18 protein-coding genes and 2 riboswitches are annotated in these 23,504 nt (G+C 61.7%); of the genes, 12 read left to right on the forward strand and 6 right to left on the reverse strand.

Annotation, left to right across the window (positions count from 1 at the left end):
* Positions 1-26: 26 nt before the first annotated feature.
* Positions 27-1,049: an acyltransferase family protein gene (locus tag JJD66_RS20450; RefSeq protein WP_200648885.1), complete on the forward strand. Its 1,023-nt coding sequence runs from the start codon at positions 27-29 to the stop codon at positions 1,047-1,049.
* A 17-nt stretch (positions 1,050-1,066) separates the two neighbouring features.
* Here JJD66_RS20450 and JJD66_RS20455 read toward each other — a convergent pair whose 3' ends face one another.
* Positions 1,067-5,419 (reverse strand): SET domain-containing protein, encoded by a 4,353-nt coding sequence (locus tag JJD66_RS20455; protein ID WP_200648886.1) that lies wholly within the window; start codon positions 5,417-5,419, stop codon positions 1,067-1,069.
* Positions 5,420-5,633: 214 nt separating this feature from the next.
* Between JJD66_RS20455 and nfuA the strand changes: the two genes are divergently transcribed.
* Entirely contained in the window at positions 5,634-6,218 is a 585-nt protein-coding gene (nfuA, locus tag JJD66_RS20460; protein WP_003190728.1) for a Fe-S biogenesis protein NfuA, read from the forward strand.
* Between the two features lie 191 nt (positions 6,219-6,409).
* Here nfuA and cobM read toward each other — a convergent pair whose 3' ends face one another.
* The 4 genes from cobM to JJD66_RS20480 form a co-directional block, all read right to left on the reverse strand.
* Positions 6,410-7,156 carry a precorrin-4 C(11)-methyltransferase gene (gene cobM, locus JJD66_RS20465; RefSeq protein ID WP_200648887.1) on the reverse strand — a complete coding sequence of 249 codons (747 nt, stop codon included), beginning with the start codon at positions 7,154-7,156 and terminating at the stop codon, positions 6,410-6,412.
* A 70-nt stretch (positions 7,157-7,226) separates the two neighbouring features.
* The gene (locus JJD66_RS20470; protein ID WP_200648888.1) at positions 7,227-7,619 is read right to left on the reverse strand and encodes a cobalamin biosynthesis protein; all 393 of its coding nucleotides are present in this window, start codon (positions 7,617-7,619) and stop codon (positions 7,227-7,229) included.
* Positions 7,616-8,320, reverse strand: coding sequence for a CbtA family protein (locus JJD66_RS20475; RefSeq protein WP_197901097.1), 705 nt, complete (start codon positions 8,318-8,320; stop codon positions 7,616-7,618). The genes JJD66_RS20470 and JJD66_RS20475 overlap by 4 nt, the downstream gene beginning before the upstream one ends.
* An 11-nt stretch (positions 8,321-8,331) precedes the next feature.
* Positions 8,332-8,520 carry a CbtB domain-containing protein gene (locus JJD66_RS20480; RefSeq protein ID WP_003190735.1) on the reverse strand — a complete coding sequence of 63 codons (189 nt, stop codon included), beginning with the start codon at positions 8,518-8,520 and terminating at the stop codon, positions 8,332-8,334.
* Positions 8,521-8,617: 97 nt separating this feature from the next.
* Positions 8,618-8,830: riboswitch (cobalamin riboswitch) on the reverse strand.
* Between the two features lie 41 nt (positions 8,831-8,871).
* Positions 8,872-9,071, forward strand: a riboswitch (cobalamin riboswitch).
* 93 nt (positions 9,072-9,164) lie between these two features.
* Here JJD66_RS20480 and cobW point away from each other — a divergent pair.
* From cobW to JJD66_RS20500, 4 genes are read left to right on the forward strand one after another with little or no spacing between them, the layout of a single operon-like run.
* Entirely contained in the window at positions 9,165-10,226 is a 1,062-nt protein-coding gene (cobW, locus tag JJD66_RS20485; RefSeq protein WP_054920821.1) for a cobalamin biosynthesis protein CobW, read from the forward strand.
* A gap of 2 nt (positions 10,227-10,228) precedes the next feature.
* Positions 10,229-13,990, forward strand: coding sequence for a cobaltochelatase subunit CobN (gene cobN / locus JJD66_RS20490; protein WP_200648889.1), 3,762 nt, complete (start codon positions 10,229-10,231; stop codon positions 13,988-13,990).
* Positions 13,990-14,994, forward strand: coding sequence for an ATP-binding protein (locus JJD66_RS20495; protein WP_200648890.1), 1,005 nt, complete (start codon positions 13,990-13,992; stop codon positions 14,992-14,994). Before cobN ends, JJD66_RS20495 begins: the two co-directional genes overlap by 1 nt.
* 53 nt (positions 14,995-15,047) lie before the next feature.
* Positions 15,048-15,650 (forward strand): vWA domain-containing protein, encoded by a 603-nt coding sequence (locus JJD66_RS20500; protein ID WP_198716092.1) that lies wholly within the window; start codon positions 15,048-15,050, stop codon positions 15,648-15,650.
* Positions 15,651-15,762: 112 nt separating this feature from the next.
* Here JJD66_RS20500 and JJD66_RS20505 read toward each other — a convergent pair whose 3' ends face one another.
* Positions 15,763-16,710: a DUF1853 family protein gene (locus tag JJD66_RS20505; RefSeq protein WP_200648891.1), complete on the reverse strand. Its 948-nt coding sequence runs from the start codon at positions 16,708-16,710 to the stop codon at positions 15,763-15,765.
* A 144-nt stretch (positions 16,711-16,854) separates the two neighbouring features.
* Between JJD66_RS20505 and JJD66_RS20510 the strand changes: the two genes are divergently transcribed.
* From JJD66_RS20510 to pepN, 6 genes are read left to right on the forward strand one after another with little or no spacing between them, the layout of a single operon-like run.
* Complete coding sequence (locus tag JJD66_RS20510; RefSeq protein WP_200648892.1) at positions 16,855-17,745, forward strand: NAD(+) kinase; 891 nt, start codon at positions 16,855-16,857, stop codon at positions 17,743-17,745.
* Positions 17,742-18,716, forward strand: coding sequence for a metallophosphoesterase (locus JJD66_RS20515; RefSeq protein WP_371920474.1), 975 nt, complete (start codon positions 17,742-17,744; stop codon positions 18,714-18,716). The genes JJD66_RS20510 and JJD66_RS20515 overlap by 4 nt, the downstream gene beginning before the upstream one ends.
* Positions 18,713-19,582 carry a rhomboid family intramembrane serine protease gene (locus tag JJD66_RS20520; RefSeq protein WP_105227033.1) on the forward strand — a complete coding sequence of 290 codons (870 nt, stop codon included), beginning with the start codon at positions 18,713-18,715 and terminating at the stop codon, positions 19,580-19,582. Before JJD66_RS20515 ends, JJD66_RS20520 begins: the two co-directional genes overlap by 4 nt.
* 14 nt (positions 19,583-19,596) lie before the next feature.
* Entirely contained in the window at positions 19,597-19,857 is a 261-nt protein-coding gene (locus JJD66_RS20525; protein WP_005788688.1) for a YeaC family protein, read from the forward strand.
* Positions 19,854-20,684, forward strand: a complete 831-nt coding sequence (locus JJD66_RS20530; RefSeq protein ID WP_168220177.1) for a DUF2797 domain-containing protein — start codon at positions 19,854-19,856, stop codon at positions 20,682-20,684. Before JJD66_RS20525 ends, JJD66_RS20530 begins: the two co-directional genes overlap by 4 nt.
* A gap of 13 nt (positions 20,685-20,697) precedes the next feature.
* On the forward strand, positions 20,698-23,355 hold the full coding sequence (gene pepN, locus JJD66_RS20535; RefSeq protein WP_200648893.1) for an aminopeptidase N: 2,658 nt from the start codon (positions 20,698-20,700) through the stop codon (positions 23,353-23,355).
* Positions 23,356-23,504: the final 149 nt, after the last annotated feature.

Genomic DNA, 23,504 nt, shown 5'->3' on the forward strand with positions numbered 1-23,504 from the left:
CCTACAGATTGGAAAGGGGTAGGCCGATGCTGATTTCAGTGCAGTTGTTGCGCGCGTTGGCTGCATGGGTGGTGGTGGGTCACCATGTCATGCAGCTGTTTTTCAACTTCGAGGCCCACAACGCCTTCGAGGACCTGTTGGTCGAAAAGGGCGGCGCCGGGGTGGACGTATTCTTCGTCATCAGTGGCTTGGTGATTTTCCTCGCGAGCGCCGATAAAGCGCTCACGCCCTGGCGCTTCATGCTGATGCGCGTGGCCAGGATTGCTCCGGCGTACTGGTTCTATACCGTGCTTTTGGCTGTGCTGGTCACGGTCATGCCCTGGATGTTCCCAGACGTTCAGCTAGAACTGGGTCATGCGCTCCTGTCGATGCTCTTTATTCCCGCGCAAAACCCGGCGGGCTACGGCATGTATCCACTGCTGGATGTGGGCTGGACGCTGAATTTCGAGATGCTGTTCTACTGCCTGTTTGCTGTTGCGCTGCTGGTGCGTGAAGCCTATAGGCTGTGGGTGGTGGCGGTACTGCTGTATCTGCTGTGCTACGTCATTGGCCCCGCCTTTGACTTGGCCGATGGGTTTTACCGTAATGACATTGCTCTGGAATTTCTCATGGGCATGGCAATCGGCATACTTTACCGCCGCGGTCTGTGCCGAGCCAGGCCTTGGCTGGCGTTGCTGGGTGTCGTCGCGGCATTGGCAGCGATTTACCACGGCGCGGATGTACCCCGAGTATTGGAATGGGGAGTGCCCAGCGCCGTGTTAGTGATCAGTTGCGTGGCGCTGGAGCCTTACTTCCATGGTTCGCGCTTGATAAAACTGCTGGGGGACTGCTCCTACTCGGTCTATCTGCTACACGTACTGGTGCTGTGTGCTGGGCGCTGGGCCATCGAGCACAGGGCAATAGACCCCTATGCAATGATACCGGTGTGCATCGCCGTCATTGCGCTGGGCGCCTTGGCCAGTTACCAAGTTTTGGAGAAGGCTACGCATCGCAGGCTCAAACATTGGTTTGGCATTGATGATGCGTTACCCACAAGGCAAAAGCATTAGGACTGCCGTTTGGCGGCTCAAGGCGTCATGTATTTCCAGTAGGCTTTCCCATAGTCCATCAGCAACTCGGTCCCGGCAGGGATGTCCCGCCAAGCGACTATAAACACCATGTATTTGCCTACATACAAGGCACCGACATTTTCGATGCCGACGTCGGGCAGGTTGGGCACCTTGACCGCATTGATCAGGCTCAGCGTATTGCTGTTACCGTGGCCGCTGATAGTCGCGCCATGAGTGTGGGTTTGGAATAAGTACGTGCCGACGGCCGCTTCACCTTTTTCCAGTATCTCGGTATTGAGCGAGGCTTGATTCAAGTGCACCTTGCCGGTGTACGGCCCAATGACATCAAAACGTTTTATATCGGTTCGGGCCACCACCGACAGGCCACGCTCCGGGCCCTCGGCCAGTTTCCTGACCTCCAGCAGTCGATCGAGTCTGCGATGATGGTTGCCTTCTTTAGAGATCCAGTCGCGGATACTCTTGGTTGCAGCCTCTTTGACTTCTACGTGTTGCAGGCCGGTGAACTCGTCGAAAAACTGGTTGGCGTCGGTGATCTCTATGTTTTGCAACGGACCTTCAAGTTCAAGGGTCAAGCTGCGCCTGACGTCGTTGGGGTCTTGCAGAATTGGCGCATTATTGTTGATTTTATGATCAAAAGACGCGGTGATTGAAGTGGATCGGCGCCGCGTGGTTGCGGTGTCGTCCTCCAGGCGCGGACGTTTTGAGCTGCTTGCGGTGGGCGGCGCAGGCCGCTTCCTGGCCACAGGCTCGTCCAGCGGGCTTCTTTGTCCGAACAGCCACCTTTCTCTACCGGCGCGGGTCATGCTGCCATTGTCATTGACGTAGTTGCTCCAGATAACCGGATTGAGGTTGTTCTGCTCGACAAATGCGTGCATGGACACCCTTGAATTGGGGGCGTTGTAGTGCTTGTTCCACTCTTGCAGGTGTTCGGGCTTCAGGTCGTCGAATTGTTCACCCCTGGCGTATTTGGCCAGTACCTTGCCTGCCGCTCTATAGGTGCCATCAAGGTTTACATGCTCGGCAAGGGCCACCGGGTCCAGGTTATGGTCGGCGGCGAAGCCCTCAAGGGTGAGGCTGTTGCGCTCGCGCTGGGACGCCTTGCTCCAGTGCTCCATATGCTCGTAAGTGACGCTGGTGCGGGCGGTTCCCGCGCGGTCTAGCATCTTTAGCCCCCGAGGTGTCAGGGTGTTGCGGCTGTTGACGAACTGCCGAAAGGCGCTGGGGTCCAGGTTGTAAGTGCTGACGAAGTTGTCCATGGTTTTTTTCAGGGCGTCTTCACTGGCTTCGGTCCATTTCAACAGCACTGAGGGCGTTACAACGCTTGGCGCATCCGGCGCGCCGCCCGTGAGCTTGATCGGGCCTGAATACCAATGACCGGGTTCCACCGACGACAGCGTGATCGACAAATCCCGGTTGGTCCTCGGATTGACCAGCACGATAGAAAAGCTGTTGTCGGCGCCTGTCGCGGCCTCCTGAATGAACCCATAGGAGTTGTCGCGGATCTGGTACACCGCGATTTTGCCCTTGTCATCGACATTACAGATGAACTTCTGGTTGTAGTCCGCCCGGGAGAAGATACCGCGCGCGTCGGGCTTGAGGCCTCTGATCAACTCCGGGTCAACGGCGTACTGACGGATCAACGGGCTGCCGTTGCTGATGACCGTGATCGGTTCTCTAAAGCGCGGTCCGAAGGCTTGGTTGGAGGCGGTATCGATCAAGCGATAATCCGGCGCGTCGAGGCTGCCGACGTTACGCATCGGGACATTGGCGAAGCCGTCCACGGTAAACAGTTGATCGCCCGCCTGCAGCGGCTTCCAGCTGTCAGGGTCGACCGAGCGCATATGCCTTGCGGCGATCGTCCCATCGCGCAGCTGGGCGATACCCCGTTTTGCCTGGCGCATCAGTTTGTGGCTCAGCTTGAGCAAACCAAAGCGCGCGAGCCTGAGCAGGCTTGGGAGGGCGGCCAGGGGGTTGAGTTCCTGGAGTGTAGCGATCACCAGTTTTCCGGTCAGTTTCGCCAGTTTGGGCAATGCCAGGCGCAGCCCGGTTTTACCTGCCTGGATGAGCAAGCGAGTCGAGCTAGCCACATACCGGCCCACCGGCAGCGCGAAAGCCACGATGTCGATGAACAGGCTGGCGACACCGGATTTGATGCGCTGGGGATCGCCGGAAGCGATGTCGTCGATGCCGCCCCAGAACGGCACAAATATCTTGCCCCAGAACGCCAAGTCTTCGAGTACCTCAGCGGGGATGTCCACTTCCCGCGTGTCTTTACGGGTTTTTTCCAGCAGGGCCTGTTCGTCGCAGAAGAACAGCTCGCGGGCAATCATGCTCGCCAGGGTTTCACTGCGCGGCGCATACAGCGTGTTGGGCGCGAACGATTGGATACGCGGCCCTGCGTCGATGGCAGGCAGTGTCTCGCCGACTTGTTCAACGATCAACTCGGCTTTTTTGCCTGGTCTGGGCGCTTTGTTCTCGCGGTAGGCCTCGCGATCAAATGGCACGTCGGTGGCCAATCGGTATTTGCACCAGCTCATGGCGTCGCGTAGCTCTACCACTTTGCCGTTCAGCGGTAGGCTTTGCAGGTCTTTACGTCGACGCAGCAGACCGGCGAAGGGGAATACCTCGATGTAAATGGCATGGAAGGGCGAGCGGGGCTTGACGATGCGTAGGATAAAACCTGTCCGGTAACGAATGGCATCGGTCTTGGCTTTGGTTTCATATTCGATGGGCACCTTGTTCAGGGCTTCTCTTAATGAATACACGGTGATCTCGTCCTGATCCACATTCAGAGTCGCGCTGCCCAGGTGGGCAAGCAATGATTGGATTAAGGTCTTATAGGCGTTTCTCGGCACCTGGAGGGCTTCGTGAAAGGCTTTGTCGTACTCCGTGTCCGAGGCAAAGCGCCAACGGCTGGGCAGTTTGAGTTTGAGGTTCTGAACCGCGTTGAACATCTCGGATTCATGCTGCTCCAGTGCAGTGACGGCCTGGGTGAGCTCGTCGCGGGAGGGGCCCGACGATCGGTTGGCGATCAGGCCGTTGGCCTGCGCCCATTGCACGGTGGGGCCCAATTTGGCCGCTGCGACCAGTGCCTGTTGTTTGATGTCATCGCCACTGGCGCGAAAGTGTTCCGCCGCCAGGTTGAGCAATTGTTCGAAACTCATGTGGCGCGATGAGCCAGGTGCAATCGTTTCGGCCAGCAGAAAGCCGCTTCTGAAATTGACCCAGGTACTGGTGGCAGCGTAGGGCAGGTCATCGGGAATATCGGCCACCCACACTTCACTGGCGACATTGGCCTTGATCACGCACACGGCCAATAGCGCTGCGTCAGTGCTGATCGACAAGTCGTGGTGATAGCGGCTGATCAGGTTTTGGCGGATCGCCTTATAAGATGCCCCAGGCGAGATGAATAACTTCAATTCGTTATCCACCGGCGAATCGGGGTTGGGGATGATCGTCAGCCACAGCGCGCGCCACAGTAATTTCACCCGTACCGGGTCTGGGCAGATTTCGTCCTTTTGGCTGCCATACCAGTCCAAGGCCTTGGCGATCCGTTCGCCCAGCGCCAGGTTATCGGGGCTATTGAGCAATTGCTCAAGCAGCACGGTGGGGGTGGTGGTGAGCATGTCCTGCTGTGAGGCGGTAAATGTTTCGGGCAATACATGACGGAACAGCGATCGACGTGTTTGTGTTTCGATCTGGCGGATAACCTCTTTGATTTTCTGGTCGGCAGGTGCATCCAGCAAGTGCTGCAAATCGCTGAGGTCGCCTTCGTGTCCGAGTTTTCTCAGAGTGTGGTGTTCCTGCAAGCCAGCGAGAACCGCTTTCCACTGTTCGCGGGTTTTGGGCTGTGCCGGGATGATCGAGTAATACTTGAGCACCAGGTCGAACCGCACCGAGCCATCACTTTTAAGGCCGTTACCCACACGCCGGTTGATATCCAGCAACACGTCGGCGTCGATGTACCAATAGGTGGGTATATGGCGCAGGATCACCGAATGGTCGGCGATGCTGAACGTCTCGGCAGGGTCGGGTATCGGTGCGCGCACGCTGCTGAGCATGGTGGAGAGCAGGTCGTAAAGAAAGTCCCGGCCGAGAATGGAAGCATCTGGTTCGGGCTTTTCCCGCAGGAACTGCTGAAAGTCTTCATCGGCTTCCAGCTTTGCCAAGACACGAAAGGCTTCCTTGCATTCGCGATGCAGTTCGCTGTTGTGCGGCGGGGAGTAGTACACCTCGGCGGCGGATGCCGTCAGCGAGCTTTGTGCCGTCACGAAATCAATCAGATGGTCCAGATGCGCTTGCTGTTCCGGCAAACCCTTGAAATAGAAACTCTGCAACGCGTTATTCATTCAATCCTCACAATCCGTAGTCGAAGAGGATTCACTCTATTGAGCCGGGTTTTGCCGGGGGGGCTATATAGGTAGGCACAGGTTTTTGCAGAAATGGCCAGGTGTCACGATGCGTCAGGTCAACAGAGACAAGTCTTTCCCGACAAAAATACTAGGACTTTGTACCTGCGTAATAATTTGGCGTAAACTGCGGGCAAGCCTGTGAGGAGTTTCCATGACTGCCATAACCATTACCGACGCCGCCCACGATTACCTGGCTGACCTGCTGTCCAAGCAGAACACCCCGGGTATCGGCATCCGCGTCTTTATCACCCAGCCCGGCACCCAGTACGCAGAGACCTGCATCGCGTATTGCAAGCCCGGCGAAGAAAAGCCTGAAGACACCGCCCTGGGGCTCAAAAGCTTCACCGCGTATATCGACGCCTTCAGCGAAGCCTTCCTTGACGACGCAGTGGTCGACTACGCCACCGACCGTATGGGCGGCCAGTTGACCATCAAGGCCCCCAACGCCAAGGTGCCGAACGTCAACGCCGACAGCCCGGTCAATGAGCGCATCAACTACTACCTGCAAACCGAGATCAACCCGGGGCTGGCCAGTCATGGCGGCCAGGTAAGCCTGATCGACGTGGTGGATGACGGTATCGCCGTGTTGAAGTTCGGCGGTGGTTGCCAGGGCTGCGGCCAGGCGGACGTGACCTTGCGCGAAGGTATCGAGCGCACCCTGCTCGAACGCATCCCGGAGCTCAAGGGTGTACGTGATGTGACCGACCACACGCAGAAAGAAAACGCCTACTACTGAGTAAGGTGTTCACTGCTAACATAAAAAACGGCGCCCCGTGAGCGCCGTTTTTTTATGCGCTCTTTGTAGGAGCGAGCTTGCTCGCGAAAAGCATCAATGATAATGCGTGCTTGCTGAATAAACGCGGCGCCTATGGGGTTTTCGCGAGCAAGCTCGCTCCTACGGGGATTAGGGCAAGCCACCCCACATAATCAGGGTCTGTAAAGGTGGGCATGCCCGGCCCGATACAGCGACGACTCGCTGAAACTGTCGCTGGCCAGCACTCGGCCTACCACAATCAGCGCCGTACGCCGGAACCCCTTGGTCGCCACTTTGGCGGCAATGTCTGACAGGGTGCCAGCCACCCAATCCTGATCCGGCCAAGTCGCACGGTGTACCACGGCAATCGGGCAGTCGGCGCCATAATGCGGCAGCAGTTCGGTGACGATCTTCTCCAAGTGATTGACCCCGAGGTGAATCGCCATGGTCGTACCGTGACGAGCCAGGCTGTCGAAGTCTTCACCAGTCGGCATGCTGGTTTTATCCGCATAGCGGGTCAGTATCACGCTCTGGGCGATGTCCGGTAGGGTCAGTTCGGTCTCTAGCAAGGCCGCGCACGCCGCGACCGCCGTGACCCCTGGAATGATCTGGAAAGGGATGCCCAGCTCACGCAAATGGCGTATTTGTTCACCAATCGCCCCATACAGGCTGGGATCACCGGAGTGCACCCGCGCCACATCCTGGCCTTTGGTATGGGCCGTCTTGATCAACTCGATGATCTGTTCCAGGTGCAGCTCGGCACTGTTGACCACCTGGAGCGCCTGATGACCTTCCAGTACGGCGGCGGGCACCAGCGAGCCGGCGTAGATGATCACCGGGCAACTGCGGATCAGCCGCTGGCCTTTGACGGTGATCAATTCCGGGTCGCCGGGGCCGGCGCCGATAAAGTAGACGGTCATGGAGAAGTCCTGTTCAAAAACGGGCGAGCATGAACACAGCTCATGCTCAAGAGCGGCAATTATCGGGATTTTAGCCCGCGCAGGCCAATGCAAGGGTGGCCTGTGCGCTTTTCTGGCGGGTGATCAGCAGGCGCGCAGGGCCATTGGACAGGTGCTCGGCCAGGGCCAGCGCGGCGCTTTCGGCCACGCCGTAACAGCCGGTGTGGGCAAAAGCCAGCGCTGAGCGATGGCTCAGCCGATGTTCATAGCCTGCCAGTTGCTCGGCGCTGAAGCACTCCAAGGGCAGGTTCAACCGCTGGGCCAGCGCCAGTAGCCCAGGTTCATCGTGTTTGCGGTCAATGCTTGCCAACGCGGTCACGCGTGAGCGATCAATGCCTGCCGCGGCCAGGGCGCTGTCCAGCAACGCCAGCAGGCTGTGAACCTCACAGCCACGCTGGCAGCCAAGCCCGATAACCAGGATCATGCCGAGTATTGGTCGTCGCGGTTGCGGCGGAACAACCAGGCGCTGATCAGGCCCAGGGCCAGCCAGAAGGCGACGTTGGTCAATTGCGAGGCGATCTTGAACTGCGCTTCGAGCGCCTCAGGGGCCAGCATCGAATGTACCTCAGGTTGCGGCGCGCCGATGACGTGGGGTACGGCAAGGATCGCCAGCCCAAGGCCTTTCAACAGCCAGTTGCGGCCGAATACGATCAGCGCCAGGCCTGCAGCGGTGGAGGCTGCGGTGCCGATCCACCAGGTCTGGCGTAGTGTCAGGTCAGCCGCCGCAGTGCCCGGCAGTTCCGGCGGCAGGCCCAGGGTGGGTGCCAGTACAAAGGTCGCGTAGCCGGCCAGGCCCCAGAGCAGGCCTTGCGCGGTACGGGTCGGCGCACGTAGCGTGTAGAGGCCGGCGAGCATCAGTGCAAAGCCTACGGCCACCACCAGGTTGCCTCCAGTGGTGGACAACACACGCTGCCAGCCATCTTCCGGCTCCCAGGCTTGGGCATCGTGGCTATGGGCAGCAGCGCCAGCGGCGTGCTCGTGCACCACTTCAGCGGCTGGCGGGGCTTTTTCAAAGCTTTCCGCCTGCAGAATCAGCGGTGCCACCCAGAAACTTTGCAGCAGGGTCAGCAGCAAGGCAGCCAAAAGCCCAGTGAACCCTGCGGTTTGCGCAATACGCTTGATCATGTCGGCAGCTCTCAATGGCACGGGAACGCGGCGCTGTGGCGGGTATCGTGGGCGGCGTTGTGCACCGCCTCGATGTGCGAGAACCCGGCGAAATACACCAAACACGCGCCGAGGATCGACGCACCGATGGCGGCGGTCAGGCGTTGGCTGAGGGTGGCGGTGCTAGTAGCGGTGTGCGAAGTGCTGCTGATGATCGACATGGCGCGTCCCTTTCAGGTGTCAGGGTGAAACGAGCGCATGAAAACCCCACGCGCCAGGCACGCAGGGTTCTGAACAGCGCCCGCCCACCGCGGGTTTGTTATCTGAATTTTTCGGGCCGGTCTCCGGGCTTGCGAGGGGCGGCTCTTGAAAGAGTCCTCCTGAAAGCATCGCCTTCCCATGCAAAAGCACAGTGGCCGTGACGCTTCGCTCGCTTACCGTTGCGGGGGCAGCACCGGACTGGTCATAGGTCTATGACGCACCGGTTTCCCGTTTCACCCTGTGAAGGGCACCCGAAACAAGGCGTGTAGGAGAGCATGGGCCGGGACGGTAGTCAAATGCTGCAAGCCACTGTAGCCTTGCACCTTCGAGGTTCTTCGGCCCAGGCCGAAGCTAAGAAGGGAACGCGGTTCAAGCCGCGGCTGCCCCCGCAACTGTGAAGGGTTCAGTTGACTGCCACGCCACTGCCGATAGGGCGGGAAGGCGCAGCCAGCGTTGGTCGCAAGACCTGCACACCCCAAGCCAGGAGACCTGCCTCGCAACCGATTTTCCAATTCAACCGGGCGGGGTGATCCGGTGACGAAATCCGCTGCTGCGCGCCGCCGCAGGGCCTGTCGTCCCGTATGCCCGCCCCAAAGGGCATCCGATGAAAACACTGGCCAAACTTCCCGTCACCATCGTTACCGGCTTCCTTGGCTCGGGCAAAACCACGCTGTTGCGCCATATGCTCGACAACGCCCAAGGCCGTCGCATTGCGGTGATCGTCAACGAGTTCGGCGAGCTGGGCATCGACGGTGAAATCCTCAAGCAGTGTTCTATCGGTTGCACCGAAGAAGAAGCCAATGGCCGCGTCTACGAGCTGGCCAACGGTTGCCTGTGCTGCACCGTGCAGGAAGAGTTCTTCCCGGTGATGCGCGAACTGGTCGCCCGTCGCGGTGACCTGGACCATATCCTCATCGAAACCTCGGGCCTGGCCCTGCCCAAGCCGTTGGTGCAAGCCTTCCAGTGGCCGGAAATCCGCAGCGCCTGCACCGTTGACGCGGTGATCACCGTAGTCGACAGCCCAGCCGTGGCCGCCGGTACCTTTGCCGCCTTCCCGGATCAGGTCGACGCCCAGCGCAAACTCGACCCTAACCTGGACCACGAATCACCCTTGCACGAACTGTTCGCCGACCAACTGGCCAGCGCTGACCTGGTGATCCTCAACAAATCCGACCTGATCAGCGCCGAAGACCTGGCCCGCGTGCGCCTGGAAGTCGCCGAAGAACTGCCGCCCGCGGTGAAGATCATCGAAGCCAGCAGCGGTCGCCTGCCCCTGGACGTGCTGATCGGCCTGGGCGCCGGTTCCGAGGAGCATATCGACGGGCGTCACAGCCATCACGACCATCACCACGAGGGTGAAGACGACCACGATCACGATGCCTTCGACTCTATCTCCATCGACTTGCCCCAAGCCGATGAGGCGCTGCTGCTCGACGCCCTGACCCAATTGGTGGTGCAGCACGGCATCCTGCGGGTGAAAGGGTTCGCCGCGATCCCCAACAAACCGATGCGCCTGCTGATTCAGGGCGTGGGCACGCGCTTTGACAAACACTTCGACCGTGCCTGGGGCGCTGACGAAGCACGCACCACGCGCCTGGTGCTGATCGGCCAGGAACTGGACGCCGCCGGCCTCGAAGCGCAATTGCGCGCTGCCCTCAGCGTTTAACCATGCACCTGCTCAGGACCCAACCCGGTGGTTTCGTCGCGGACGACAATATTGCCGACCTTGGCCAGACCCCCGCTGAACTGGTGATCCTGTGCAGCGGCGATTCCAGCCTGGCGCTGCTCGCCGAAGCCGCCCAGCAATTGCCCGAGGATTACCCCAGCCTGCGCCTGGCCAACCCGATGCAGGTGCAGAACCATGCCTCGGTCGACCTGTACGTGGACGAGGTATTGCGCCACGCCAAGGTCATCCTGCTGTCATTGCACGGCGGTATCGGGTATTGGCGCTACGGCATCGAGCGCCTGGTGGAGTTGGCCGAACGCGGTGTCACCCTGATCCTGGTGCCGGGTGACGACCGCCCAGACCCGGAACTCAGTGGCCTGAGCACCGTTGCTGCCGAACACCGCGAGCGCCTGTGGCACTTCCTGCGCCAAGGTGGCCTGGGCAATGCCCTGGATTTTTACCATTGCCTGGCCAGTGCCCATCTGGGCTGCGACTATGCCTGGGCCGAGCCGCAAGCGCTGCCGCGCACGGCGATCTATCACCCGCACTCCGCCAATGCCCGCCTCAATGACTGGCAGGCCGATTGGCACGCCGATTGGCCCGTGGCTGCGGTGCTGTTCTATCGCTCCCATTTACAGGCGGCCAATACCGGTTTTATTGATGTGTTCTGCCAGCGCTTACAGGCGGCGGGTCTCAACCCGTTGCCTATCGCGGTGGCCAGCTTGAAAGAACCCGGCTGCCTCTCGGTGGTCGAGGACCTGCTGGATGACGTGCAAGCCGCGGTAATTCTGAACACCACCGGCTTTGCCCAATCGAGCCCGGAAGCGCCGCATTTGCGCCCGTTTCGCCGTAATATCCCGGTGATCCAGGCGATCTGCGCCCAGGACAACCAACCCGGCTGGCAGGCGAGCGAACAAGGCCTGGGGCCCCGCGACCTGGCGATGCATATCGCCTTGCCGGAGATGGACGGGCGCATCATCAGCCGGCCGATCAGTTTCAAGGACCTGGCCTGGCGCAGCGAGCGCAGCCAGTCGGACGTGGTGTGCTACCGCGCAGCGCCCGAACGCATGGATTTTGTCGCTGAGCTGGCACGCCGTTGGGTCGAGTTGGCGCGGGTGCCCAATGCCCAGAAAAGGATTGCGTTGATCCTCGCCAACTACCCGACCCGCGACGGTCGCATCGGTAACGGCGTAGGCCTGGACACCCCGGCGGCAGCGCTGAATATCCTGCGCGCCTTGCAAACCGAGGGCTACCCGGTAGCGGAGCGGCTGCCCGACAGCGGCACCGCGCTGATCCAGGAACTGCTCGGCGGCGTCACCAACGATCTCGACAGCCTCGACCTGCGCCCCTGCCATCAAAGCCTGAGCCTTGTGGAATACCAGGCGATGTTTGAGCGTTTGCCGGCCTCCAATCGCCAGGCCGTGCTGGCGCGTTGGGGTGCCCCGCAAAACGATCCGATGTGCCGCGATGGCCGCATGATGATCGCCGGCCTGCGCCTGGGCCTGACCTTCGTCGGCATCCAGCCGGCCCGGGGTTACCAGGTAGATGCCAGCGCGGTGTACCACGACCCGGACCTGGTGCCGCCCCATGGCTACCTGGCGTTCTATTTCTGGCTACGCCATACCTACGGCGCCCACGGCGTGATCCATGTGGGCAAGCACGGCAACCTGGAGTGGCTGCCCGGCAAAGGCGTGGGCCTGTCGGAGCACTGCTGGCCGGATGCATTGCTGGGGCCGCTGCCGAATGTCTACCCGTTTATCGTCAACGACCCGGGTGAGGGCGCCCAGGCCAAGCGGCGCACCCAGGCGGTGATCATCGACCACCTGATGCCACCGCTGACCCGCGCCGAAACCTACGGCCCGCTGCGTGACCTTGAGTTATTGGCCGACGAATATTACGAGGCGCAATTGCTCGACCCGCGCCGTGCGCTGGAGCTGCAAAAAGACATCCTCAAACTGGTGCGCGAAACCCGTATCGACCAGGAGCTTGAACTGGGCAGTGAGGCGGACGCGGCGGTGTGGCTGCCGCGCCTGGATACCTACCTGTGCGACTTGAAGGAATCGCAGATCCGCGATGGCCTGCATATCTTTGGCGAGTCGCCCGAGGGCCGTTTGCGTATCGACACCTTGCTGGCGCTGTTGCGCATTCCCCGTGGCGATGGCCGGGGCCCGCAGTCGAGTCTGCTGCGTGTGTTGGCCAAGGCATTCGACCTGGGGTTTGATCCGCTCGATTGTGCACTGGCCGAGCCCTGGACGGGGCGGCGCCCGTTGGTGTTGCAGAAGATTGACGATCAGCTGTGGCGTACGGCCGGGGATACCCGTGAACGTCTGGAGTTGTACGCGGCGCGCTTGATCGAGCAGGCGTTGGAAGGCCCCATCGAACAGTTGGAAGAGCCCGGCTGGCAGGAGGTGAAGTCGGTGATCGAAAGCCTGCGCATTGTCGTCGCGCCACGCCTGGATGCCTGTGGGCCGGCGGAGATGCGCGGCTTGCTCGATGCCTTGAGTGGGCGCTTTGTCCCGGCAGGGCCCAGCGGTGCGCCGAGTCGCGGTCGGCTGGATGTGCTGCCTACGGGGCGTAACTTCTTTACCGTGGACGTACGCAACCTGCCAACCACCACGGCGTGGCGTCTCGGTTTCCAGTCGGCCAACCTGATTCTTGAACGGCACCTGCAAGACCATGGCGATCACCTACGCCAGCTCGGCCTGTCGGTATGGGGCACCGCGACCATGCGCACCGGCGGTGACGATATCGCCCAGGCCATGGCATTAATGGGCGTGCGCCCGGTATGGGCCACTGGCAGCCAGCGGGTGGACGATTTCGAGATCCTGCCGATCAGCTTATTGGACCGTCCGCGTGTGGACGTGACCCTGCGCGTATCCGGGTTCTTCCGCGATGCGTTTGCCAACCTGATCCGCCTGTTCGATGCGGCGGTGCAGGCGGTGGCCGCCCTTGATGAACCCGACGACATGAACCCGCTGGCCGCCAAAGTACGCAGTGAACGCCAAGCATTGCTTGAGGCGGGCCTGGATGAAGGTGCCGCGGCCAAGCAGGCCGGCTGGCGCATTTTCGGCGCCAAACCGGGTGCCTATGGCGCGGGCGTGCAGGGCGCGATTGACGGTCGCTTGTGGCAGAGCCGCGAGGACTTGGCCGAGGTCTACCTGAACTGGGGTGGTTACGCCTATGGTGGCGCTGACGAAGGCACTGCGGCCCGCGAGCAATTTGCCCAGCGTTTGAGCCAGGTGCAGGCGGTGTTGCAGAACCAGGACAATCGCGAGCACGACTTGCTCGACTCCAACGACTACTACCAATTCCAGGGCGGCATGCTGGCCGCCGTGGAAACCCTGAGCGGCGAAAAGGCCGCCAGCTACCATGGCGACCACAGCCAGCCGGACGTGCCGAAAATCCGCACCTTGAAGGAAGAGCTCAACCGGGTGATCCGTTCCCGCGCGGCCAACCCCAAGTGGATCGAGGGCGTGAAGCGCCATGGCTATAAAGGCGCGTTTGAAATGGCCGCGACCGTGGACAACCTGTTCGCCTTCGACGCTACCACCGCGCTGATTGACGATCACCAATACGCCTTGCTCGCCGATGCCTACCTGCTGGACCCTGACACCCGTGCCTTTGTGCAACAGCACAACCCCGATGCTCTGCGCGACATGACCGAGCGCATGCTCGAAGCCCAGCAACGCGGCTTGTGGCAGGCACCGGGGGCGTACCGCGAAGCCTTGGAAAACCTGTTGCTGGACATAGAAGAAGACAGCTGATGACTGATACCCCGCATTTCCCACTGTCCGCGGTGGTCGGCGCTGATGACTTGAAGCTCGCGCTGTGCCTGGCCGCCATCGACCCGAAGATCGGCGGCGTGCTGATAGAAGGGCCACGTGGCATGGCCAAGTCGACTCTGGCCCGTGGGCTGGCAGACCTGTTGGCCAGCGGGCAGTTTGTAACCTTGCCCCTGGGCGCGACCGAAGAGCGCCTGGTCGGCACCCTGGACCTGGACGCAGCACTGGGCGAAGGCCGTGCGCAATTCTCCCCCGGCGTGTTGGCCAAGGCCGACGGCGGAGTGTTGTACGTGGATGAAGTCAACCTGCTGGCCGACCACTTGGTGGACCTGCTGCTGGACGTAGCCGCCAGCGGCACCAACTTGATCGAACGCGACGGGATTTCCCATCGCCATGCGGCGCGCTTTGTACTGATCGGCACCATGAACCCGGAGGAGGGCGAGCTGCGCCCGCAGTTGCTCGACCGCTTCGGCTTCAACGTGGCCTTAAGCGGGCAGACTCTGCCCGCTGAGCGCGGGCAGATCATCCGGCGTCGCCTGGATTTCGACACTGACCCGGCTGCGTTCTGCGCGCAGTGGGCGCCAGCGCAAGCTGCCTTGCGCGAACGCTGCACCCTGGCGCGGGCACGGCTAGACAGTATCGCCCTGGATGACCAGGCGTTGGCCCGCATCACCGAGCGCTGCTTTGCCGCTGGGGTCGACGGCCTGCGTGCCGACCTGGTCTGGTTGCGTGGCGCCCGTGCCCATGCGGCGTGGCGTGGCGCCGTCGCTATCGAGCAGGAAGATATCGACGCGGTGGCGGAGTTCGCCTTGCGCCATCGACGTCAGCAGCAAGCGCCGATAGGCGCGCCGCCCCAGCCGGATGACGGGCCGTCATCGTCACCCTCTGACACCTCGTCCGGCCAAGGCCAGTGGGGCGATATGCCCGCTCCTGGCTTGCCCTCGGGCGCACGCCGCGATGTACCCACCTGGCCAAAAAAGCCCTAGGCATCCGCCCCCGACGTGACGCGGGGGCGGATGCCCGGCCCCAGGCGGGGCGATTGAACACCGGCCGGCAGGGCAAGGCCCGCAGCGCACAGCGCGGGGCGATCAATTGGCCGGGCACGTTGCTGGGTGGGCGACCGCAATGCCGTGAGGACCTGCTGTTCCACCTGCGTAGCCGGTCGGCTCCCGAACTGTGGTTGGTGATAGTCGATGCCTCGGCATCCACGCGGCGCCATCGGGCGTTGACCGATGCCAAGGGGTTGTTGGCCCAGCTGTTTGACGACGCTTATCGGCAACGGGCGCGCATGGCGTTGTTGACGGCCAGCGGGCAATCGCCGAAGTGGCAGGTACAAGGCTTGAAGGCGGCGAAAGGCTTGGTCGACTGGTTGGGGCAGTTAGGGGCAGGCGGGGGCACGCCGCTGCTGGCTGCGCTGACCGAGTCGGGGCATTGGTTGGCGGCACGGCGCAAGCGCTATCCCGCCGAGCAACAGAAGTTGCTGGTGGTGACCGATGGGCGGCTCAAGGCGATTGGCGCGCTGCCGCGATTGGAGTGCCCAGGCATGTTGATTGACATCGAGCGTGGGCCGATCAGGTTGGGGCGGGCTGAGGCATTGGCGGTGGGGTTGCAGTTGGAGTATCAGCACATCGATAAGCTGTAGCGCATGGGCTATCGCCATCGCAGGCAAGCCAGCTCCCACATGGAATCGGCTGCGCGGTCAAACTGTGGGAGCTGGCTTGCCTGCGATGAGGCCCTCAAACACCCCACAGCTATCAGCCTGTCCCCGGCACATTCGGCCAAAGATCAGCCACCAGAAACAACCGCTCGGCTTCCTCCCACTCCTCACCGTTCGGCACCATGCGCACCAGCAACTGCGCCGGGGCCATGGGGTCCAGCTCTGCCAGCCAGTCTTGCATCTGCACCTCACTCCACACTTCATCGGCCGGGTAATGCGCGGGCGCCAGCCAGGCAGGGCGGGGCAGGGGTTGCCAGCGGCCCGCCGGGCGGGTGCTGACAAAGTCTGTCCAGTCGCGCTGATGCAACCAGCGCCCACGCAGATGCTGCGGGTGAGCGCCGAGGGGGGATTGCGCCGCGCCGGGCCAGGGGTAGAGCAGATAGCCGCCGAGCCACAAATGCGCATCGAACGCTTGGATATCCAACGCCCCCAAGGCCTCGCGGCTTTCTGCCCGCGCGGAGATCGGCAGTTGATGCTGGGCCAGATGCGCGAGTTTGCGGTCAAGCCGGTCATGGCAGCCAGGCCCCAGCCATTGGGCGGTGTCCTGGCCGTTGCCGTCCTGCGGGCCCAGGTAGAGTTTGATCGCCAGTTCCAGGTGGTGCACCCCATCGCGGTCGCGCAGCAGCATGTCCAGCTCGCCCAGGGTGTGCCCGGCACGGCGGATCGGCAGGTTGGCGGCCAGCAACTCCACGCCTGGAGCATGTTGCACCGCAAATTGCCACAAGCGCTCGTAGTACAGGCCCAGGCGCCGGGTACGTGACAGGCTCAGCCACTGCTGCAGCGCGCTGCTGTGCTGGTCCAGCTGACGCAGCCAGGCTTCGAGCTGGTGAGGAGCCTGCACCCAGTCACTGCCCGCCAGCGGATGGCGCTGCGGCCAAGGCGTCTGCGCCAGCATCGGCGGCGCGAGCATCACCCACGCCAGGTCGCGCACCTCGGGGTGGCGCAGTTGGCGGGGCAGGGTGTGCAAGTCGGGGAATGGGGTCATGGTCCGAGCATAGCCTTTTCAGCGTGCAGAAGGTGCCTGAGAACCATTGTCATCAAGGCGTGGCGGCGACAAAGGATTTTGCCTGAGGCGGCCTTTCGCCCATAATCGCTCTTTTTGCCTCACCCCAGATCCCGCAGGAGCCCCATGGAGCAATTTCGCAATATCGGCATTATCGGTCGCCTGGGCAGTACCCAGGTGTTGGACACCGTCCGCCGGCTGAAGAAGTTTCTGCTCGAGCGCCACCTGCATGTGATCCTCGAAGACACCATCGCTGAAATCCTCCCTGGCCACGGCCTGCAAACCTCGTCGCGCAAGATGCTCGGCGAGGTGTGCGACATGGTCATCGTGGTCGGTGGCGATGGCAGCCTGCTCGGCGCCGCCCGGGCGCTGGCGCGGCATAACGTGCCGGTGCTGGGGATCAACCGCGGCAGCCTGGGGTTCCTCACCGACATCCGCCCCGATGAGCTGGAAATCGAAGTGGCCAAGGTGCTCGACGGCCATTACCTGGTGGAGAATCGCTTCCTGCTGCAGGCCGAAGTGCGCCGCCATGGCGAGGCGATCGGCCAGGGCGATGCCCTTAACGACGTGGTGCTGCACCCGGGCAAATCCACGCGGATGATTGAGTTCGAACTGTATATCGACGGCCAGTTCGTGTGCAGCCAGAAGGCTGACGGCCTGATCGTCGCCACGCCTACCGGCTCAACCGCGTATGCGCTGTCGGCGGGAGGCCCGATCATGCACCCCAAGCTCGATGCCATTGTGATCGTGCCGATGTACCCCCATATGTTGTCCAGTCGGCCAATTGTGGTCGATGGCAACAGTGAGCTGAAAATCGTGGTGTCCAAAGACATGCAAATCTACCCGCAAGTCTCCTGCGACGGGCAGAACCATTTCACCTGCGCCCCCGGTGACACCATCACCGTGAGCAAGAAGGCACAGAAGTTGCGCTTGATCCACCCGCTGGATCACAACTACTACGAAGTGTGCCGTACCAAGTTGGGCTGGGGCAGCCGCTTGGGAGGTGGAGGCGACTGATGCTCGATCCCGCGCGTAGCTACGACCTGATTGGTGACGTGCACGGTTGCGCTCATACCCTTGAGCACTTGCTCGACCAACTGGGTTACCACAAGCAGGGCGGCACCTGGCGCCATCCGTCGCGCATGGCGGTGTTCCTGGGCGATATCATCGACCGTGGCCCACGCATCCGCGAGGCGCTGCATATCGTCCACGATATGACCGAGGCCGGCCAGGCGCTGTGCATCATGGGCAACCATGAGTTCAATGCGCTGGGCTGGACCACGCCGGCACCGCCGGGCAGTGGCAAGCAGTTCGTGCGTGAGCACAACCCGCGCCACGCCCGCTTGATCCACGAGACCCTGACCCAGTTCGAACACCACCCGGCCGACTGGCACGACTTCCTCGGCTGGTTCTACGACATGCCGCTGTTTGTCGACGCCGGGCGTTTTCGCGTAGTGCACGCGTGCTGGGATGAAGGCTTCATCCAGCCGCTGCGCGCGACCTTCCCGGACGGCTGCATCGACCAACACTTCCTGCAAGCCGCCGCCGTACCGGGCAGTTTCGCCTGCAATGCATTCGATCGCCTGTTGCGCGGCACCGATATGCGCCTGCCCGATGGGCTCACCCTGACCGGTGGCGATGGCCTGACGCGGTCGTTCTTTCGCACCAAGTTCTGGGAGGATGACCCCAAGACCTACGGCGACATCGTGTTCCAGCCCGACGCCTTGCCGGAGCCGGTGGCGCGCACGCCGTTGTCGTCCACCGAAAAGAACTCTCTGCTGCGCTACGGCGTCGACGAGCCGTTGTTGTTTGTCGGCCACTACTGGCGCAGCGGCAAACCGGCGCCGATCCGCCCGAACCTGGCCTGCCTGGACTACAGTGCCGTGCTCTACGGCAAGCTGGTGGCGTATCGACTCGACCAGGAAACCCAACTGGATCCGCGTAAATTTGTATGGGTCGACGTTGAGCGACCAGAGGCCATGCCATGAGTACCGTAGCTGTATTGCGCTTGCCCCTGAGCGTCGACCTGGGTGGCTTCGTCAAGTTGCTGCAGCGCATGCAGGTGCCGCACCGCGTCAGCGAGGAGGCGGGTGAACAGGTGCTGTGGGTGCCCGAGGCCATCAGCGACGACGTGCGCGTGTTGTATCAACGTTTCCCCGCTGGCGACCCCGACCAGCAACTGGATATTCCCGAGCAGGCGCCGGTTGCGCGGCCCGGTTTTGTCCAGCAGGTGCGCCATAGCCCGGTCACCGCGCTGGTTTTGCTGGCCAGCCTCATCGTCGCGGCCGTGACGTTGCTCGGCGAAAACCTGCAAACCATGGCCTGGCTGACCTTCCTGCCGTTCCGGGTGCTGGGCGAGTACATCCAGTTCACGCCGCTGGCCGACACGCTGGCCTCGGGGCAGTGGTGGCGCCTGGTCACGCCGATGCTGATCCACTTCGGCATCCTGCATTTGGCGATGAACGGCATGTGGTACTGGGAGTTGGGTCGGCGCATTGAAGCGCGCCAGGGCAGCATCAACCTGCTGGGCCTGACCCTGTTGTTCAGCCTGGTCTCCAACTACGCGCAATACGCCTACGGTGGCCCCGGCTTGTTTGGCGGCTTGTCCGGCGTGTTGTACGGCCTGCTCGGGCACTGCTGGATCTTTCAACTATTGTCGCCCAACCCGGCCTATCGCCTGCCCCGTGGGGTGCTGGTGATGATGCTGGTGTGGTTGCTGCTCTGCCTGTCGGGGCTGGTCTCGATGATCGGTTTCGGCGAAATCGCCAACGCGGCCCATGTGGGCGGGTTGGTCATCGGTTGCTTGACGGGTTTGCTCGGCGGTTTGTACAACCGTCGCAAAGCGTCTCTTTGATAAGGAAGAGCCTTATGTCCTCTTTTGCTGAAATGATCGAAAACATCACCCCGGACATCTACGAGAGCCTCAAGCTCGCGGTAGAGATCGGCAAATGGTCCGATGGCCGCAAGCTCACCGCCGAGCAGCGCGAATTGTCGTTGCAAGCGATGATCGCCTGGGAGATCCAGAACCTGCCCGAAGAGCAGCGCACCGGCTATATGGGCCCGCAGGAGTGCGCGTCCAAGTCAGAACCGGTGGCGAACATCCTGTTCAAGTCGGATGCGATCCATTGATTGAAATTGGTCGCGGTGCAGTCAGCAAAATGTCGGCGCAACTCGGTGAGCCGACCGTTCAATACGCCTTTCGCCTGGGCGACACCGAGGTGCCGGTCAATCCGTTGATCGGCACCCATGTCCGCCTGGAATACCTGGGCGCGATTCATTGCAGCCATTGCGGGCGCAAGACCAAGACCAGCTTCAGCCAGGGCTATTGCTACCCGTGCATGACCAAGCTGGCCCAGTGTGACCTGTGCATCATGAGCCCCGAGCGTTGCCATTACGACGCCGGTACCTGCCGTGATCCGGGCTGGGGCGAGACATTCTGCATGACCGACCACGTGGTGTACCTGGCCAACTCGTCGGGCATCAAGGTCGGCATTACCCGTGCTACACAGTTGCCCACCCGTTGGCTGGACCAGGGCGCCAGCCAGGCGCTGCCGATCATGCGCGTGGCGACGCGCCAGCAATCGGGCTTCGTCGAAGACTTGTTCCGCAGCCAGGTGGCCGACAAGACCAACTGGCGCGCCTTGCTCAAGGGCGAGGCGCAAGCGGTGGACCTCAAGCAGGTGCGTGATGAGCTGTTCGCCTCTTGCGCCGAGGGCTTGCTGGGTTTGCAGGAACGCTTTGGCCTGCAAGCCATCCAAACTATTGCCGACATCGAGCCGATTGAAATCCGCTACCCGGTCGAGCAGTATCCGACCAAGATCGTCAGCTTCAACCTGGACAAGAACCCGATTGCCGAAGGCACGCTGCTGGGGATCAAGGGCCAATACCTGATCTTCGATACCGGCGTTATCAACATTCGTAAATACACGGCCTACCAGCTCGCCGTGCATCAGTAGAAGGATCCCAAGCATGCGCACCGAACAACCGAAGATGATTTACCTGAAGGACTATCAGGCGCCGGACTACCTGATCGACGAGACGCACCTGACCTTCGAGTTGTTCGAGGACCACAGCCTGGTCCACGCGCAGCTGGTGATGCGCCGCAATCCCGAGCGTGGCGCCGGTTTGCCACCATTGATGCTCGACGGCCAGCAACTTGAGCTGTTGAGTGTCAACCTGGCCGACCAGCCGCTCACGGACGCTGACTATCAGCTGACCGACAGCCACCTGACCGTGCAGCCAAAGAGTGAGACCTTCACCCTCGACACCACCGTCAAGATTCATCCGGAAACCAACACTGCCCTGGAAGGTTTGTACAAATCCAGCGGCATGTTCTGCACCCAGTGCGAGGCCGAAGGTTTCCGCAAGATCACCTATTACCTCGACCGCCCGGACGTGATGAGCGTGTTCACCACCACGGTGATCGCCGAGCAACACAGCTACCCGGTGCTGTTGTCCAACGGCAATCCGATTGCCAGCGGCCCTGGCGAAGACGGCCGGCACTGGGCGACCTGGGAAGATCCGTTCAAGAAGCCGGCGTACCTGTTTGCGCTGGTGGCCGGTGACCTGTGGTGCGTCGAAGACAGCTTCACCACCATGACCAACCGCGAAGTCGCGTTGCGCATCTACGTCGAGCCGGAAAACATCGACAAGTGCCAGCACGCCATGACCAGCCTGAAAAAATCCATGCGCTGGGACGAAGAGACCTACGGCCGCGAGTACGACCTGGACATCTTCATGATCGTGGCGGTCAACGATTTCAACATGGGCGCCATGGAGAACAAGGGCCTCAATATCTTCAACTCCAGCGCCGTGCTGGCCCGCGCCGAAACCGCTACCGATGCCGCTCACCAGCGCGTTGAAGCCATCGTCGCCCACGAATATTTCCATAACTGGTCGGGTAACCGCGTGACCTGCCGCGACTGGTTCCAACTGTCGCTCAAGGAAGGCTTCACCGTGTTCCGTGACTCGGGCTTCTCTGCCGACATGAACTCGGCCACGGTCAAGCGCATCCAGGACGTGGCGTACCTGCGTACCCACCAGTTCGCTGAAGATGCCGGCCCCATGGCCCACGCCGTGCGCCCGGACAGCTTTATCGAGATCTCCAACTTCTACACCCTGACCGTGTATGAAAAGGGCTCGGAAGTGGTCGGCATGATCCACACCTTGCTCGGTGCCGAAGGCTTTCGCAAAGGCAGCGACCTGTATTTCGAACGCCATGACGGCCAGGCCGTGACCTGCGACGACTTCATCAAGGCCATGGAAGACGCCAATGGCGCCGACCTCAGCCAGTTCAAGCGCTGGTACAGCCAGGCCGGTACCCCGCGCCTGGCGGTAAGCGAGGCTTACGATGCGGCGGCCAAGACCTACAGCCTGACCTTCCGCCAGAGCTGCCCGCCGACTCCGGACAAGGTCGAGAAGTTGCCCTTTGTGATCCCGGTGGAGTTGGGCTTGCTGGACGGGCAGGGCGCCGGCATTGCCTTGCGCCTGGCCGGCGAAGCAACGGCGGGTGGCACCTCAAGGGTGATCTCGGTAACCGAAGCGGAGCAGACGTTTACCTTCGTCGACATCGCTGAAAAACCCTTGCCTTCGTTGCTGCGTGGTTTCTCGGCGCCGGTGAAGCTCAGCTTCCCCTACAGCCGCGATCAACTGATGTTCCTGATGCAGCACGACAGCGACGGTTTCAACCGCTGGGATGCTGGCCAGCAGTTGGCCGTGCAGGTATTGCAGGAACTGATCGGCCAGCACCAGGCGGGCCAGTCGCTGAAGCTTGATCAGCGCTTGATCGACGCGCTGCGCACGGTGTTGAGCGATGAAAGCCTGGACCAGGCCATGGTCGCCGAAATGCTCTCGCTGCCGAGCGAAGCCTACCTCACGGAAATCAGCGAGGTGGCGGATGTGGACGCTATCCACGCTGCCCGCGAGTTTGCCCGCAAGCAACTGGCCGACAACCTGTTCGAAGGCTTGTGGCTGCGCTACCAGGCCAACCGCGAGCTGTCCAAGCAAACGCCTTACGTGGCAGAAGCCGAGCACTTCGCCCGCCGTGCGCTGCAGAACATCGCGCTGTCTTACTTGATGCTCAGCGGCAAGCCAGAAGTGTTGGCGGCCACCCTGGATCAGTTCGACACTAGCGATAACATGACCGAACGCCTGACGGCGTTGGCGGTGCTGGTGAACTCGCCGTTCGAAGCAGAGAAAGTCCAGGCCTTGGCGGTGTTTGCGGAAAACTTCAAGGACAACCCGCTGGTCATGGACCAATGGTTCAGCGTACAGGCCGGCAGCACCTTGCCGGGCGGGCTGGCGCGGGTCAAGGCGTTGATGGAGCACCCGGCGTTCACCATCAAGAACCCCAACAAGGTGCGCGCGCTGGTGGGCGCATTTGCCGGGCAGAACCTGATCAACTTCCATGCGGCGGATGGCTCGGGCTACCGTTTCCTGGCGGACCTGGTGATCCAGCTCAATACGTTGAACCCGCAGATCGCCTCGCGCCAACTGGCGCCGCTGACACGCTGGCGTAAATACGACAGCGCACGGCAGGCGCTGATGAAAGCGGAGCTGGAGCGCATCCTGGGCGCGGGTGAGCTGTCCAGCGATGTGTTTGAGGTGGTCAGCAAGAGCCTGGCGTAACCCTCTCTGCCCTAATGCGATCCCCCTGTGGGAGATTCTATGGTTGAGGGGCAACCCTCAACCAACTTTTGGTTGATATTCGCTTTGCCCTTTCAGCAGAGCGAACACCACCCGAGCAAGCTTGCGGGCCAGTATTACCAACGCCTGTG

The organism is Pseudomonas sp. MF6751 (assembly GCF_016613265.1).
Classification (GTDB): Bacteria; Pseudomonadota; Gammaproteobacteria; order Pseudomonadales; family Pseudomonadaceae; genus Aquipseudomonas; species Aquipseudomonas fluorescens_BV.